This window comes from Streptomyces sp. NPDC037421 (assembly GCF_055602105.1).
In genome coordinates this window covers 237,404-252,811 of the sequence record NZ_JBVJWV010000006.1, presented here as the reverse complement: position 1 = coordinate 252,811, position 15,408 = coordinate 237,404, and the positions used below count along the sequence as shown (strand labels likewise).

General features: G+C 71.4%; 14 protein-coding genes. 7 read left to right on the top strand and 7 right to left on the bottom strand.

Annotated features, from left to right (window positions below; genetic code table 11):
• Window positions 1-111 precede the first annotated feature (111 nt).
• From ACZ7IF_RS12190 to ACZ7IF_RS12175, 4 genes are all read right to left on the bottom strand, one after another.
• Window positions 112-1,536 carry an FtsW/RodA/SpoVE family cell cycle protein gene (locus tag ACZ7IF_RS12190; RefSeq protein WP_470967836.1) on the bottom strand — a complete coding sequence of 475 codons (1,425 nt, stop codon included), beginning with the start codon at window positions 1,534-1,536 and terminating at the stop codon, window positions 112-114.
• Entirely contained in the window at window positions 1,524-2,759 is a 1,236-nt protein-coding gene (locus ACZ7IF_RS12185; RefSeq protein WP_470967833.1) for an LCP family protein, read from the bottom strand. Before ACZ7IF_RS12185 ends, ACZ7IF_RS12190 begins: the two co-directional genes overlap by 13 nt.
• A gap of 65 nt (window positions 2,760-2,824) precedes the next feature.
• Window positions 2,825-4,213, bottom strand: coding sequence for a sensor histidine kinase (locus tag ACZ7IF_RS12180; protein WP_470967829.1), 1,389 nt, complete (start codon window positions 4,211-4,213; stop codon window positions 2,825-2,827).
• Complete coding sequence (locus ACZ7IF_RS12175; RefSeq protein ID WP_470967825.1) at window positions 4,206-4,886, bottom strand: response regulator transcription factor; 681 nt, start codon at window positions 4,884-4,886, stop codon at window positions 4,206-4,208. Before ACZ7IF_RS12175 ends, ACZ7IF_RS12180 begins: the two co-directional genes overlap by 8 nt.
• 298 nt (window positions 4,887-5,184) lie before the next feature.
• Between ACZ7IF_RS12175 and groES the strand changes: the two genes are divergently transcribed.
• Together groES and groL are read left to right on the top strand one after the other, a co-directional pair.
• On the top strand, window positions 5,185-5,493 hold the full coding sequence (gene groES, locus ACZ7IF_RS12170) for a co-chaperone GroES (protein WP_030230757.1): 309 nt from the start codon (window positions 5,185-5,187) through the stop codon (window positions 5,491-5,493).
• Between the two features lie 112 nt (window positions 5,494-5,605).
• Entirely contained in the window at window positions 5,606-7,234 is a 1,629-nt protein-coding gene (groL, locus tag ACZ7IF_RS12165; RefSeq protein WP_470967822.1) for a chaperonin GroEL, read from the top strand.
• A gap of 93 nt (window positions 7,235-7,327) precedes the next feature.
• Here the strand turns inward: groL and ACZ7IF_RS12160 are convergent, their stop codons facing one another.
• Window positions 7,328-8,020, bottom strand: coding sequence for an ester cyclase (locus ACZ7IF_RS12160; protein WP_470967815.1), 693 nt, complete (start codon window positions 8,018-8,020; stop codon window positions 7,328-7,330).
• A 73-nt stretch (window positions 8,021-8,093) separates the two neighbouring features.
• Window positions 8,094-8,867, bottom strand: a complete 774-nt coding sequence (locus ACZ7IF_RS12155; RefSeq protein ID WP_470967809.1) for an SDR family NAD(P)-dependent oxidoreductase — start codon at window positions 8,865-8,867, stop codon at window positions 8,094-8,096.
• A gap of 174 nt (window positions 8,868-9,041) precedes the next feature.
• On the opposite strand from ACZ7IF_RS12155, the gene ACZ7IF_RS12150 reads away from it, so the two are divergent.
• Window positions 9,042-9,959, top strand: a complete 918-nt coding sequence (locus tag ACZ7IF_RS12150) for a LysR family transcriptional regulator (protein ID WP_470967804.1) — start codon at window positions 9,042-9,044, stop codon at window positions 9,957-9,959.
• Between the two features lie 138 nt (window positions 9,960-10,097).
• Here the strand turns inward: ACZ7IF_RS12150 and ACZ7IF_RS12145 are convergent, their stop codons facing one another.
• The gene (locus ACZ7IF_RS12145) at window positions 10,098-10,424 is read right to left on the bottom strand and encodes a WhiB family transcriptional regulator (protein ID WP_030298281.1); all 327 of its coding nucleotides are present in this window, start codon (window positions 10,422-10,424) and stop codon (window positions 10,098-10,100) included.
• A 379-nt stretch (window positions 10,425-10,803) separates the two neighbouring features.
• Here ACZ7IF_RS12145 and ACZ7IF_RS12140 point away from each other — a divergent pair, with 379 nt between their 5' ends.
• From ACZ7IF_RS12140 to ACZ7IF_RS12125, 4 genes are all read left to right on the top strand, one after another.
• On the top strand, window positions 10,804-11,415 hold the full coding sequence (locus ACZ7IF_RS12140; protein WP_003948568.1) for a response regulator transcription factor: 612 nt from the start codon (window positions 10,804-10,806) through the stop codon (window positions 11,413-11,415).
• Window positions 11,416-11,764: 349 nt separating this feature from the next.
• Window positions 11,765-12,394, top strand: a complete 630-nt coding sequence (locus ACZ7IF_RS12135; protein ID WP_405979143.1) for a sigma-70 family RNA polymerase sigma factor — start codon at window positions 11,765-11,767, stop codon at window positions 12,392-12,394.
• A gap of 148 nt (window positions 12,395-12,542) precedes the next feature.
• Window positions 12,543-14,042: an IMP dehydrogenase gene (gene guaB / locus ACZ7IF_RS12130; RefSeq protein ID WP_470967799.1), complete on the top strand. Its 1,500-nt coding sequence runs from the start codon at window positions 12,543-12,545 to the stop codon at window positions 14,040-14,042.
• A gap of 145 nt (window positions 14,043-14,187) precedes the next feature.
• Entirely contained in the window at window positions 14,188-15,312 is a 1,125-nt protein-coding gene (locus tag ACZ7IF_RS12125; RefSeq protein ID WP_470967794.1) for a GuaB3 family IMP dehydrogenase-related protein, read from the top strand.
• Window positions 15,313-15,408 lie beyond the last annotated feature (96 nt).

The window sequence follows — 15,408 nt, the reverse complement described above, 5'->3', positions numbered from 1 at the left end:
CCGACACGGAAGGACGATGGGACTGACGGGAACCCCCCAAACCGGCCATGAGACCGCCCAGGGGGCTACCGCTCACCCGGCCCACCGGCCCACCGGCCCCCCCCGCACCCCTCAGCGGACCCCTGCCCCCGCCCCCGCCCCCGCCCCCGCCACCACCGGGGTGATCGTCGTTTCCGCCGGGCCGTGGGCGTCGGCTTCGCGTTGGCGTTCCGCGCTGTCGCTGATGCGCAGGAGCAGGGCGATCATGATCCAGTTGGCCAGCAGGGACGAGCCGCCCTTCGCCAGGAAGGGGAGGGCCTTGCCGGTCAGGGGGATCAGGCCCGTCACGCCGCCGGCGACCACGAAGACCTGGAGCGCCAGTGCCGCCGCCAGGCCCACCGCCAGCAGCTTGCCGAACGGGTCCCGCGCGGCCAGTGCCATGCGCAGGCCCCGCTGCACGAGCAGGGCGTAGATGATCAGTACGGCCATGACCCCGGCCAGGCCGAGTTCCTCGCCCACCGTCGTCAGGATGAAGTCGCTGCGCCCCGCGAACTTGATCAGCTCCGGGTGCCCCATCCCCAGGCCGGTGCCCGAGACGCCGCCGGTGCCGAAGCTGAACAGGGCCTGGGCGGACTGCTCCGAGTTCAGGCCCGGCGGGGGGTTCGGCGAGTAGATCGCCAGGGGGTTCAGCCAGGCGGCGACGCGCGCCTTGACGTGGGGTTCCGTCGAGCCCACGACGAAGGCGCCCACGGCCGCCATGAGCAGGCCGCACACGATCCAGCTGGTGCGCTCGGTGGCCACGTACAGCATCACCACGAAGACGCCGAAGAAGATCAGTGACGTACCGAGGTCGCGCTCGAAGACGAGCACGAGCAGCGAGATGATCCACACCGTGATGATCGGCCCGAGCTGCCGCATCGGCGGCAGCCGCATGCCCAGGAACTTCCGCCCCGTCAGTGCCAGGGAGTCGCGGTGGATGACCAGGTACCCCGCGAAGAAGATCGCGATCATGATCTTCACGAACTCGCCGGGCTGGAGCGAGAAGCCGAAGAGGATGATCCAGCGCTTGGCGCCGTACGTGTCCGCGCCGAAGAACGCCGGTGCGATCAGCAGCACCAGCGCGACGGCCATCGTGATGTAGATGAAGCGCTGGAGCAGCCGGTGGTCGCGCAGCAGCGCCACCACCAGGATGCAGGCGGCGACCCCGACCACCGTCCACATCAGCTGGTCGGGCGCGTTGGCCACGGAGTCGAACCGCTCTATGTAGCCCTGGTCGAGCCGGTGGATGAGCACCAGCCCGAGCCCGGTCAGCAGCATCGCGAGCGGGAAGATCAGCGGGTCCGCGTACGCCGCGAACCGGCGGATGCCCAGGTGTCCCACCAGTGACAGCAGCGTCATGCTGATGACGAAGCTGGTGAGGTGCTGCGGCAGCTCGCCGTTCATGGCCAGCCCGGCGCTGACGTGGCCGAAGACGGCGATGGCGATGACCAGGAGGAGGAGCAGCGCTTCGGTGCGGCGGCGGGCGCCCGCCACCGTCAGGGGCCTCAGTCCACGCACGGGATACCGCCGCCGTCGATGGCGCCCTTCTCCGGCTGTGGCGGAGGCGGGGCGGATGACGGGGCGGATGACGGGGAAGGGGGAGAGGAGGGAGAAGAGGACGGCGCGGCGTCCGGCGCACCCGGGGTCGTCGCAGTGGTCGACCGGGGACCGATCTGCTCGGCAATGAGGCGCTTTATCTTCATATCATCTACGACGTTGATGTCCTCCCCATGGTTCCTTCCGAAGCCCTCGACGGGGAGTGTCGTGAACCGCACTTTGCCCCCGGACAGGTTCTTCGCCTGCTTCACGAAGGACAGCAGGTCCCACCCCGCGTCCGTCACGACGTCCTCTTTCGCCGTGTCGATCAGCTTGAGCAGCTTCACCGGGTCCGTGAAGGTCCCGGCCGAGTTCAGCTTCTGCGTCGCACCCGCGAGGAAGGCCTGCTGCCGCTTCGTCCGGTCCAGGTCGCCCATCGCCAGCCCGTGCCGCTGCCGTACGAAGGCCAGGGCCTGCTGACCGTTCAGGGTCTGCCGGCCCGCCGGGAAGTCCGCGCCCGAGTACGTGTCCTTCACCGGCTTCTTCAGGCACACCGGTACGCCGCCCAGCGCGTCCGCGAGGTGGTGGAAGCCGGCCAGGTTCAGCTCGGCGAAGTGGTCGACCGGGACGCCCAGGAAGTTCCGCACCGTCTCGATCTGTGCCCTGCGCCCCGCCTCGCGCCCCTCCCGCTCCAGCCGGCGCCGGTCCTTCACGCCGTCCCGGGAGAGCTGTTCCTCCTTGGCGGCCTTCGCCAGCCCGTACGCCTTCTTGATCTTGTCCTTGTGGCCCGGCCCCTGCCCCGCGATCTCCACGAAGTCGTCGCGCGGTATCGAGAACGCCTTCGCCTCGCCGCCGTCGCCCGGTACGTGCAGCAGGATCACGGTGTTCGCGTTGTAGCCGCCGATGTCCGAACTCCCCGCGTGCAGCTTGTCGAGGATCTCCTCGGGCAGCGGGTCGCCGTTCTGGTCGCGCCGGCTGTCCAGGCCCATGAGCAGGATGTTCACATCGCCGTGCGCCGACTTCTCGGCGCCGTCCAGGGCCTTGGAGCTGGCGATGCCCGAAGCGAGGTCGTGGTAGACGTACCAGGCGCCGCCGCCCGCCGTCACCGTCAGCGCGCAGCCCGTGATCAGCAGCGTGCGCCCGAGCCTCCGGCGCCGTGAGGGCCTGCGGTGGCCGGTCCCGCTCCGTGTCCGTGCAGCGCTCATACCGCTCGATCCTGGCGCAGCGGCGCTGAAGGAATCCTGAGGAGGCGGTGCCCTCGGCGACGCCCTCAGCGGCGGCCGTCCGCCGGGACGTGCAGCTCCAGCCGCGAGCCCCCGCCCTGCGCGCCCAGGGCGCGTACGTCGCCCCCGTGGGCCCGCGCGATCTCCCGGGCGATGGCCAGGCCCAGCCCGGTGCCGCCGCTGGCCCGGCCCCGGTCCGCGTCGAGGCGTACGAACCGCTCGAAGACCCGGTCGCGGTCCGCCTCCGGGATCCCCGGGCCGTCGTCGGCCACTTCCAGCACCGCCCGACCGTCCCGCGCGGCGGCCCGCACCACGACCTCGGCGTCCGCGTACCGCAGGGCGTTGTCCACCAGGTTGGCCAGGGCCCGCTCCAGCCGCGCCGGATCCCCGTACGCCGGCACCGGCGCGGGCGCCTCCAGCCGCAGCGGCACCCGGGGCGCGGGCCTCCGCGCCGCGTCCTCCGCGGCCAGCAGCGCGAGGTCCACCGGCTCGGGGCGGGGCGCGGGTCCGCCGTCGAGGCGGGACAGGAGCAGCAGGTCGGCGGCGATCCGCTGGAGCCGCTCGGTGTCGGCCAGCGCGGCGGCGACCGACGCCCGGTCGGGGCGCGGCATGGCGAGGGCCACCTCCAGCCGGGAGCGGACGGCTGCGAGCGGGTTGCGCAGCTCGTGCGAGGCGTCGGCGGTGAACTGGCGCTGCCGGGCGTCGGAGCGCTCCAGCCGGTCGAGGGTGTCGTTGACGGTCCGGGCCAGCTGGGCGATCTCGTCGCCGCCGCCGGGGTCGGGGACGCGCCGGTCCAGCTCGCTCGCGGTGACGGCGGCCAGCCCGGTGCGGATCGCGGTGACCGGGCGCAGCGCGCGGCCGGTGGCCCACCAGGCCAGGGCCGCCGCGAAGGCCGTCAGCGGGGGAGCGCCGGAGAGGAAGCCGGTGGCGACGGCGCGGGTGGCGTCGTCGACGTCGCCGAGCACGGTCACCGCGTACACGGTGTGCGGATCGTGCGCGCCCGGCGGGCCGGGGGCCTCGACCGCGACGACCACGTGCCGCTGCGCGCCGGGACGCGCGGGCGGCAGTACGGCCGAGCGGGAGTCCTGGCCGGGGCCGGGGCGCAGCCCGTCGAGGCGCGGGGGGTCCTTGGGCGCTCCGGCGGCGGTGCTGGCGACGTCGCGGCCGCGGGCGTCCCGTACGAGGACCAGGTCGACCCCGCCGTCGGGCGCGGGCAGCCGGCCGCCGGGCGGGAGGGTCCGGGTGTCGAGCTGGGCGGCGACCTTGCGCGCGGCGAGCTCGGTGCGGCCGGTGGTGTTGTCGAGGAGGTTGGTGCGCATGAGGCTGTAGAGCCACAGCCCGCCGGCGGTGAGGACCGCGGCCATCGCGAGGGCGGCGGCGAGGGCGGTCCGCGCGCGGAGGTTGCCGACGAGCGGGCCGCGCGGCCCCCTACCCACCGTCGGGCGCCATGCGGTAGCCGGTGCCGTGGACGGTGAGGATGGAGCGGCGGCCGAAGGGGGCGTCGATCTTCCTGCGCAGGGAGGAGACGTAGACCTCGACGATGTTCGGGTCGATGCCGTGCGGGGCGTCCCAGACCTCGTCGAGGACGTCCTGCTTGGCCACGGCCCGGCCGGGGCGCCGCATCAGGCAGGCGAGCACGCCGATCTCCCGGGCGGTGAGCTCGATGTCGTGGCTCCCGCGGCGGCAGCGGCGGTCCAGCGGGTCGAGGAAGAGGTCCCCGGCCCGGAGCACGGCGGGTTCGGGGGCGGCGGCGCGGCGGGCGAGGGCGCGCAGGCGGGCGGCCAGCACCAGGAAGGAGAAGGGCTTGGTGAGGTAGTCGTCGGCGCCGGCGTCGAGCCCCTCGGCTTCGTCGTGCTCGCCGTCCCGGGCGGTCAGCATCAGGACGGGGGTGGGGTCGCCGTGGGCCCGCATCCGCGCGCATATCTCGGCGCCGCCGGGACCGGGGAGCATCAGGTCGAGCAGGACGACGTCGTACGGGCCGCCGGTGAGGGCCAGTTCGAGGCCGCGGTGGCCGTCGTGGGCGACCTCGACGCGGTGGCCCTCGGCGGACAGGCCCTGGCGGAGGGATTCGGCCAGGTTCTCTTCGTCTTCGACCACGAGGATGCGCACGCCCCAAGCCTCACATACCGGGCAGTGGCCCCCCGGGCCCCAGGGCGCGGCGGCCCGGTCCCGGCCGGGTCGGGGTTCAGCCGAACGGGGGGTTCGGCGGCCGGAATACGTGGAACCAGTGGACCGTGTTGGCACTCCGCTTGACCGAGTGCTAATCGCCGGAATAGTCTCGCACCTGGCACTCGCCCCCGGTGAGTGCCAACACAGCGACAGGCAGGTCCGGCACCCGCGACGACGGATCGACCTGGTCGCCACCTCAGACAGTTAACCCCGGATCTCCGAAGGGGGAGGTCGGATCGTGACGACCGCCAGCTCCAAGGTTGCCATCAAGCCGCTTGAGGACCGCATCGTGGTCCAGCCGCTCGACGCCGAGCAGACCACGGCCTCCGGCCTGGTCATCCCGGACACCGCGAAGGAGAAGCCCCAGGAGGGCGTCGTCCTCGCGGTCGGCCCGGGCCGCTTCGAGGACGGCCAGCGTCTCCCGCTGGACGTCAGCGTCGGCGACATCGTGCTGTACAGCAAGTACGGCGGCACCGAAGTGAAGTACAGCGGCGAGGAGTACCTCGTCCTCTCGGCTCGCGACGTGCTCGCGATCGTCGAGAAGTAATTCGCTTCAAGAAGTTTGCTTGAGCTGCGCCCCTGGTCACCCCGCTGATTTGCCGGGCGGCGAGGGGCGCGGTTCGTTAAACCCGAGTTTTCGAGAGGGCTGAACCGCTCCCATGGCGAAGATCCTGAAGTTCGACGAGGACGCCCGTCGCGCCCTCGAGCGCGGCGTCAACAAGCTTGCCGACACGGTCAAGGTGACGATCGGCCCCAAGGGCCGCAACGTCGTCATCGACAAGAAGTTCGGCGCCCCCACCATCACCAACGACGGTGTCACCATCGCCCGCGAGGTCGAGCTGGACGACCCGTACGAGAACCTGGGCGCGCAGCTCGTGAAGGAGGTGGCGACCAAGACCAACGACATCGCGGGTGACGGCACCACCACCGCCACCGTGCTGGCCCAGGCGCTGGTCCGCGAGGGTCTGCGCAACGTCGCCGCCGGCGCCTCCCCGGCCGCCCTGAAGAAGGGCATCGACGCCGCGGTCAAGGCCGTGTCCGAGGAGCTCCTCGCGACCGCCCGCCCGATCGAGGACAAGTCCGACATCGCCGCCGTGGCCGCGCTCTCCGCGCAGGACTCGCAGGTCGGCGAGCTCATCGCCGAGGCGATGGACAAGGTCGGCAAGGACGGTGTCATCACCGTCGAGGAGTCCAACGCCTTCGGCCTGGAGCTGGAGTTCACCGAGGGCATGGCCTTCGACAAGGGCTACCTGTCTCCCTACATGGTCACCGACCAGGAGCGTATGGAGGCCGTCCTCGACGACCCGTACATCCTGATCAACCAGGGCAAGATCTCCTCCATCCAGGACCTCCTGCCGCTGCTGGAGAAGGTCATCCAGGCGGGTGGCTCCAAGCCGCTGCTGATCATCGCCGAGGACGTCGAGGGTGAGGCCCTCTCCACCCTCGTCGTCAACAAGATCCGCGGCACCTTCAACGCGGTCGCCGTCAAGGCCCCCGGCTTCGGTGACCGCCGCAAGGCGATGCTCCAGGACATGGCCACCCTCACCGGTGCCACCGTCATCGCCGAGGAGGTCGGCCTCAAGCTCGACCAGGCCGGTCTGGACGTCCTCGGTTCCGCGCGCCGCGTGACCATCTCCAAGGACGACACGACCATCGTCGACGGTGGCGGCAGCCACGAGGAAGTCACCGGTCGCGTCAACCAGATCAAGGCCGAGATCGAGTCCACGGACTCCGACTGGGACCGCGAGAAGCTGCAGGAGCGCCTGGCGAAGCTCGCCGGCGGCGTCTGCGTCATCAAGGTCGGCGCCGCCACCGAGGTGGAGCTCAAGGAGAAGAAGCACCGCCTCGAGGACGCCATCTCCGCCACCCGCGCCGCGGTCGAGGAGGGCATCGTCTCCGGCGGTGGCTCCGCGCTCGTCCACGCCGTCAAGGTCCTGGAGGGCAACCTCGGCCTGACCGGCGACGAGGGCACCGGCGTGTCCGTGGTCCGCCGCGCCGCCGTCGAGCCGCTGCGCTGGATCGCCGAGAACGCCGGCCTCGAGGGCTACGTCATCACCTCGAAGGTCGCCGAGCTCGACAAGGGCCAGGGCTTCAACGCCGCCACCGGCGAGTACGGCGACCTGGTCAAGGCCGGCGTCATCGACCCGGTCAAGGTCACCCGCTCCGCCCTGGAGAACGCCGCCTCCATCGCCTCCCTGCTGCTCACGACCGAGACCCTGGTCGTCGAGAAGCCGGCCGAGGAAGAGGCCGACGCCGGTCACGGCCACGGTCACGGCCACAGCCACTGACGCGTCCGCGCGCTTCGACGAGAAGGCCCCCGTCCCGCCGTTCACACGGTGGGACGGGGGCCTTCCCGTCTGCCGGGGCCGCCTGAGCGGCCGTCACTCCATAACGCCCAGCTGCCGCATCACGGCCATGGCGTCGTAGTGCCACCAGCCTTCCTTGATCATCCCGTCCTGACATCGGAAGACCGTGGTGCCGGTCATCGTGCAGGTCTTGCCGGTCGGGGCGACGCCCATGAACTCGCCCTTGTGCTTGCCGGTCCAGGTCCACAGCGTGGTGACGTAGTCGTCCTGCGCCATCTGGGCGTCACGGGTGAAGGTGAAGTCGAAGGCGGCGCGCCACATCTCGGTGTCATCGCGGATCGCGGCGTAGCCGTGCTTGTCCTCGGGGTTGGAGATGTCGTGGTCGTGGTAGTCCGGGGCGAAGATCTCCTCGATGACGGACATGTCGCCCTTCATCGCGATGTCGTCGTACATCCGGTTCACCAGCAGGGTGTTGAGGTGCTCGTCGCGGACCGTGTCGAGGTTGGTGAACGTCGGCATGCCGTCGCACAAGGCCATCATCTCGTGGAACATCCGGTCCGTCTCGGGGAGGTCGGAGTTCTTCATGGCCTCCTCGTACGAAGGGAACTCGACGAAGTTCACGTAGTGGTCCGTCTGTTCGCGGTCCTTGGCCACGATGCTGTGGGTGACCGTGCGCTTGCCCTGGCTCTGGGCGACGTACTTGTCCAGCAGGTCGTTCATCGCCTCGGGCTGGTGGGTCCTGTAATCAACCAGTTGTACGAATGTCATGGTGGGCTCCCGTGCTGGGTGGACATGTCCAGTTTAGGGAGGATTCACCCGTTCGGCCCGGTCTACCGGCGGGTCACTGGGGCCCGTACTTGCGTCCCGTACGGGAGGACACCCCGCCGAGCAGCCCGCGCGGCGTCAGCTTCACCACGCCCATCAGCGCCTTGTAGCGCGGGTCCGGGATCGACACGGTCTTGCCGCGCGCCAGGTCGGCCAGTGCGGCGGTGACCAGCTTGTCCGCGTCGAGCCACAGCCAGCCCGGGATGTTGTCCGTGCCCATGCCGGCCCGCTGGTGGAACTCGGTCCGCACGAAGCCGGGGCACAGGGCCATCAGGCGGACCCCGGACCCGCCGAGGTCCCGCGCCGCGCCCTGGGTGAACTGCACGACCCAGGCCTTGCTGGCGCCGTAGGTGCCGCGCGGCACGAAGGCGGCCACCGAGGCCACGTTGACGACCCCGCCGCGGCCGCGCGAGCGCATCGACTCCGTCGCCGCCGAGGTCAGCCGCAGCACCGCCTCGATGTGCACCTTCAGCATGGTCAGCTCGTCGGCCATGGAGACTTCCAGGTAGCGGCCCTTGTTGCCGAAGCCCGCGTTGTTGACGAGCAGGTCCACCGGGTGAGTGCGGTCGCCGAGCCGGGTCTCGACGGCCTTGATGCCCTCCTCGGTGGAGAGGTCGGCGGCCAGTACCTCGGCCTCGATGCCGTGCCGGTCGTGCAGTTCGGTGGCCTGTTCGGCGAGCCGCTTGGTGTCGCGGGCCACCAGTACGAGGTTGTGGCCCTGGGAGGCGAGCCGCCGGGCGAAGGCGGCGCCGATGCCCGCCGTGGATCCAGTGATCAGCGCAGTCGTCATGTGCGCAAAATAGCCGCCCGCGCCGACGCGCGTACTTCCGCGGGCACGTGCGTGCGATCCCGTGTTCCCCGGGTGCCGCTGCGCGGGCGCGCGGGCGGGCCGCGCCGGGGCCCCTTCCCAAAGCGGCGGCTGGGGAATTGGCGTCGTGGTCAAAGTCGGCCTTATGCTCGAAGGGTGATCGAGGCACGCCACCTCCGGATCCTGCGCGCTGTCGCCGGGACCGGTTCCTTCTCCGCCGCCGCCCGCGAGCTCGGCTGTACCCAGCCCGCCGTCTCCCAGCAGATGAAGGCCCTGGAACAGTCGGCCGGGACCCCGTTGCTGGTGCGCGCCGGCCGCGAGATGCGGCTGACCCAGGCCGGCGAGGCCCTGGTGCGGCACGCCGCCGGGATCCTGGCCGGGCTGACGGCCGCCGAGGAGGAGGTCGCGGCCATCGCCGGGCTGCGGGCCGGCCGGGTCCGGCTCGTCTCCTTCCCGAGCGGCAGCTCCACGCTGGTGCCCACCGCGCTCGCGGCGATGCGCGCCGAGCACCCGGGTACGCGCATCTCCCTGGTAGAGGCGGAGCCGCCGAGGTCGGTGGAGATGCTGCGCGAGGGCGACTGCGACGTGGCGCTGGCCTTCCGCTACGGCGCGGACGGGCCCGCGGCGGGTGCGGCGGGCAGCGCGGCCGAGTGGGAGGACCTGGTGGTCACCCCGCTGCTGACCGACCGGCTCGTCGGGCTGGTTCCCGAGGGTCACCGGCTGGCGGGCGCGGAGCGGGTGGGGATGGCCGAGCTGGCCGACGAGCCGTGGATCGCGGGCTGTCCGCGCTGCCGCCGTCATCTGGTGGAGGTGTGCGAGGGCGCGGGCTTCACCCCGCGGATCGACTTCGCCACCGACGACTACCCCGCCGTGGTCGGGCTGGTCGGGGCGGGGCTGGGGGTGGCGGTGCTGCCGGAGCTGGCGGTGGAGTCCGTACGGGCCAAGGGCGTGAGCACCCTGGCCGTGGAGCCGGCCGTGGAGCGGGAGGTCGTGGCGCTGACCCTGCCGGACCTGGCGCGCGTACCGGCGGTGGCGGCGACCCTGGGTGAGCTGGTGCGGGCCGCCGCCCGCTGACCGTACGGGGGCGTACGGCCGGACGGGTGACGGCCCGGACCCGAGCCGTGGCGGCGCGCCCGGGAGCGCGCACGGATGTGAGGGAACGTTCCTTCGGATGTCTCTTCGGCTGGGTGCGTGCTTCGGGCGGGCCGGCCGTCAGTGCGGCGGGACGGGGCCGATCGTGCTGGAGGCGGGGATCAGGCGGTGCCGTGCGCGGCCCATCAGCTCCTCGCGTTCGTCCTCGGTGAGCCCTCCCCACACCCCGTAGGGCTCTCGGACGGCGAGTGCGTGCGCGGCGCATTCCGAACGCACCGGGCAGCGCATGCAGACCTCTTTAGCCGAGGCCTCGCGCGCACTCCTGGCCGCGCCCCGCTCGCCTTCCGGGTGGAAGAAGAGGGAGCTGTCGACCCCGCGGCAGGCGGCCAGCAGCTGCCAGTCCCAGAGGTCGGCGTTCGGTCCGGGGAGGCGGGAGAAATCTGCCATTGGTAGTCCTCTTGGTGCCGGGTACTACGCGGATACGGTCCATGTCTCCACACCTACTGTCGTAGTAGATGTAAATATGACTCATTGGGACCCTAGCCTCAGACACATGGCAAACGGAAGGAAAGCCGCCAAATAGGGCATAGCTCCAGATGGAGGACAGTTGGCTCGTGGCTCCGGCGTGGTGATCGCTTCCTCACGTAGAGTGCCGAAGGTGTCCGTCCGACCCGTAACTCTTTCGAGTGACCATCGTTGAGAGAGCGAGTGCGGTTGAAACGAGAAGTTCCCGGACAGGTGTCCGAGGGCATCGACCGCACAGGTGACGATACGTACCAGCCTGGAGGCTCAAGGTGACGCGCATCAGCAGCTGCGGAGGGCGGTCATGACTTCCGTCCTCGTCTGCGACGACTCCCCGCTTGCCCGAGAGGCGCTCCGTCGCGCGGTTGCCACCGTGCCCGGCGTCGAGCGTGTGACGACGGCTGCCAACGGCGAGGAAGTCCTCCGCCGCTGGGGTGCCGACCGCTCCGACCTGATTCTGATGGATGTACGGATGCCCGGCCTGGGCGGTGTCGAGACGGTCCGCCGGCTCCTGTCCGCCGACCCGGGTGCCCGCATCATCATGCTCACGGTCGCCGAGGATCTGGACGGGGTGGCCCTCGCGGTCGCCGCCGGCGCCCGCGGCTACCTGCACAAGGACGCCTCGCGCGCCGAGCTGCGGGCCACGGTCACCCAGGCGCTCGCCGACCCCACCTGGCGGCTGGCCCCGCGCCGGCTCCGCTCGGCCGAGATGGGGGCCGCCCCCACCCTGACCGCGCGCGAGATCCAGGTGCTGGAGGGCATGAGCCACGGCCGGTCCAACGCGGAGATCGGGCGCGAGCTCTTCCTCTCCGAGGACACGGTCAAGACCCACGCCCGCAGGCTGTTCAAGAAGCTCGGCGCCTCGGACCGGGCGCACGCCGTGGCACTCGGCTTCCGCTGGGGTCTCGTCCGCTGACGCGGCACCGGCGGCCGGCGGCGGCCGCGGTCCCGTCCGCCGGTGGCGGACGGGGCGGCAGGCGTCCGCCGGTGCCGCCGGGACGGAAGCCGCGGAAGTCCCGCCGCACCCGGTGTTGCGCCGGGGATTGGCGGGGCACAATCCGGGGGACGTGTCGCTTCGGGCGCGATGCCGCATCCTTGATGGTGTGCCGCATTCTTGGAGAGGTCGAGTCCCCCGGGACGACGATTCGGGCCGAGCGGAGGGGAGGGCGCAAATGATGAGTTCCGGCGCACCCGCTCATAACGCTTCGATGCACAACACGGACCGCGGTGCCGCGAACGCTCCCGCGCCAAGGCACCATGGATTGATGCGCGACGACGAGGCCCTGGGGTCACCCGCGGCCACAGGCCCCACCGGCGCCGCCAAAGGCGGCAACGCCGGGGCCGTCAGCGCGCTCGTACGCCGAGCCGTCGAGGGGGACGAGCAGGCCACGCACGATCTCCTGGCCTTCGTGCACCCCCTCGCCCTGCGCTACTGCCGCACCCGGCTGTCGCGGCTCCCGGGTGATGCCCGTCACTTCGTGGAGGACCTCGCGCAGGAGGTCTGCGTCGCCGTGCTGATGGCGCTGCCCCGCTACCGGGACACCGGCAGGCCCTTCGAGGCCTTCGTCTTCGCCATCGCCGCGCACAAGGTCGCCGACCTCCAGCGGGCCGCCATGCGGCACCCGGGGAGCACGGCCGTGCCCTCCGACGAGATGCCGGAGCGGCCGGACGACTCGCTCGGCCCCGAGGAGCGGGCGCTGCTCAGCAGCGACGCCGCCTGGGCCAAGAAGCTCCTCGCGAACCTCCCGGAGAACCAGCGCGAGCTGCTCGTCCTGCGGGTGGCCGTCGGGCTGACCGCGGAGGAGACCGGCCAGATGCTCGGAATGTCCCCGGGAGCGGTGCGCGTCGCCCAGCACCGGGCCCTCAGCAGGCTGCGCGCGCTCGCCGAGCAGTGACCCCCTGCGGAGGGGCGGGTTCCGTTTCGTGACGTTTTCTGTCGTAGGAAACGACGAAAATTGCGGTTGACCTTGGTCGTGGAATGAGACGCCCCGGGATCCCGTTAGCATGGACATCCGCGCTGAGCAAGACCATTTGGAAGGTGTCATGACCGCCGACGGAGTACCCGACAAATTCGCCACGCTCGGACTGACCTACGACGACGTGCTGCTGCTGCCGGGCGCGTCGGACATGGCTCCTGACGAGATCGACACCTCTTCCCTCATCTCGCGCAACGTCCGGGTGAACGTTCCGCTGCTGTCCGCCGCCATGGACAAGGTCACCGAGTCCCGCATGGCCATCGCGATGGCCCGCCAGGGCGGCGTGGGCGTGCTGCACCGCAACCTCTCCATCGCCGACCAGGCCAACCAGGTCGACCTGGTCAAGCGCTCCGAGTCCGGCATGGTCACCGACCCGATCACGGTGCACCCGGACGCGACGCTGCGCGAGGCCGACGAGCTCTGCGCCAAGTTCCGCATCTCCGGCGTCCCGGTCACCGACTCCGCCGGCAAGCTGCTGGGCATCGTCACCAACCGCGACATGGCCTTCGAGTCGGACCGCAGCCGCCAGGTGCGCGAGGTCATGACCCCGATGCCGCTGGTCACCGGCAAGGTCGGCATCTCCGGCGTGGACGCCATGGAGCTGCTGCGCCGCCACAAGATCGAGAAGCTTCCGCTGGTCGACGACGCGGGCATCCTCAAGGGCCTCATCACGGTCAAGGACTTCGTCAAGGCCGAGAAGTACCCGAACGCCGCCAAGGACAAGGACGGCCGCCTGCTGGTCGGCGCCGCCGTCGGCGTCGCCGGCGACGCGTACGAGCGCGCCCAGGCCCTGATCGAGGCGGGCGCCGACTTCATCGTCGTCGACACCGCCCACGGCCACTCCCGCCTGGTCGGCGACATGGTCGCCAAGATCAAGTCGAACTCCTCCGTCGACGTCATCGGCGGCAACGTCGCCACCCGCGACGGCGCCCAGGCGCTCATCGACGCCGGCTGTGACGGCATCAAGGTCGGCGTCGGCCCCGGCTCCATCTGCACCACCCGCGTCGTCGCCGGCATCGGCGTCCCGCAGGTCACCGCGATCTACGAGGCCGCCGTCGCCGCCAAGGCCGCGGGCGTCCCCGTCATCGGCGACGGCGGCCTCCAGTACTCCGGCGACATCGCCAAGGCCCTCGTCGCGGGCGCCGACACCGTGATGCTCGGCTCGCTGCTCGCGGGCTGCGAGGAGTCCCCGGGCGAGCTGCTCTTCATCAACGGCAAGCAGTTCAAGTCGTACCGCGGCATGGGCTCGCTCGGCGCGATGCAGTCCCGCGGCGACCGCAAGTCCTTCTCCAAGGACCGCTACTTCCAGGAGGGCGTGGGCGGCGACGACAAGCTCATCCCCGAGGGCATCGAGGGCCAGGTCCCCTACCGCGGCCCGCTCTCCGCGGTCGTCCACCAGCTGGTCGGCGGCCTGCGCCAGTCGATGTTCTACGTCGGCGGCCGCACCGTCCCCGAGCTCCAGGACCGGGGCCGCTTCGTCCGGATCACCTCGGCGGGCCTCAAGGAGAGCCACCCGCACGACATCCAGATGACGGTGGAAGCACCGAACTACAGCCGCAAGGGCTGAGCACGACGATCGCCCGAGGGGGCGGGCCCGGCCGGGCCCGCCCCCTCGGGCGTGTCCGGGGTCGTCCGTACAGCGGTCACCGGAACGCGGCCCCCCGCCGTTCGGGGATACTGGACGGGCAGACCCAGAGGAAAGGCCACCACACGTGACTGAGATCGAGATCGGGCGCGGCAAGCGCGGCCGCCGGGCGTACGCCTTCGACGACATCGCCATCGTCCCCAGCCGGCGTACGCGGGATCCGAAGGAGGTCTCGATCGCCTGGCAGATCGACGCGTACCGCTTCGAGCTCCCCTTCCTGGCCGCCCCCATGGACTCGGTGGTCTCCCCGCAGACCGCGATCCGCATCGGCGAGCTCGGCGGCCTCGGCGTGCTGAACCTCGAAGGCCTGTGGACCCGCTACGAGGACCCGCAGCCGCTGCTCGACGAGATCGCGGAGCTGGACGAGCAGTCCGCCACCCGCCGTCTCCAGGAGATCTACTCCGCCCCGATCCAGGCGGACCTGATCCGGCAGCGCATCAAGGAGGTGCGCGACTCGGGCGTCGTCACCGCCGCCGCGCTCTCCCCGCAGCGCACGGCCGAGTTCTCCAAGGCCGTCGTCGACGCGGGCGTGGACATCTTCGTCATCCGCGGCACCACCGTCTCGGCCGAGCACGTCTCCGGCGCCGCCGAGCCGCTGAACCTCAAGCAGTTCATCTACGAGCTCGACGTCCCGGTCATCGTCGGCGGCTGTGCCACCTACACGGCGGCCCTGCACCTGATGCGCACCGGCGCCGCGGGCGTCCTCGTCGGCTTCGGCGGCGGCGCCGCGCACACCACGCGCAACGTGCTCGGCATCCAGGTCCCGATGGCCACCGCCGTCGCGGACGTGGCCGCGGCCCGCCGCGACTACATGGACGAGTCCGGCGGCCGCTACGTCCACGTCATCGCCGACGGCGGCGTGGGCTGGTCCGGCGACATCCCGAAGGCCGTGGCCTGCGGCGCCGACGCCGTGATGATGGGCTCCCCGCTGGCCCGTGCCACCGACGCCCCAGGCAAGGGCAACCACTGGGGCATGGAGGCCGTCCACGAGGACGTGCCGCGCGGCAAGAAGGTGGACCTCGGCACCGTCGGCACCACCGAGGAGATCCTCACGGGCCCGTCGCACACCCCGGACGGCTCGATGAACTTCTTCGGCGCGCTCCGCCGCTCGATGGCCACCACGGGCTACAGCGAGCTCAAGGAGTTCCAGCGCGTCGAGGTCACGGTCGCGGACTCGCAGCACAGCCGCTGACCCTTTGCGTACGCCGGAGGGGGGGGGGGGGGGGGGGGGGGGGGGGGGGGGGGGGTGGGGGGGGGGGGGGGGGGGGGGCTTTTGTTGTTTTTTTGC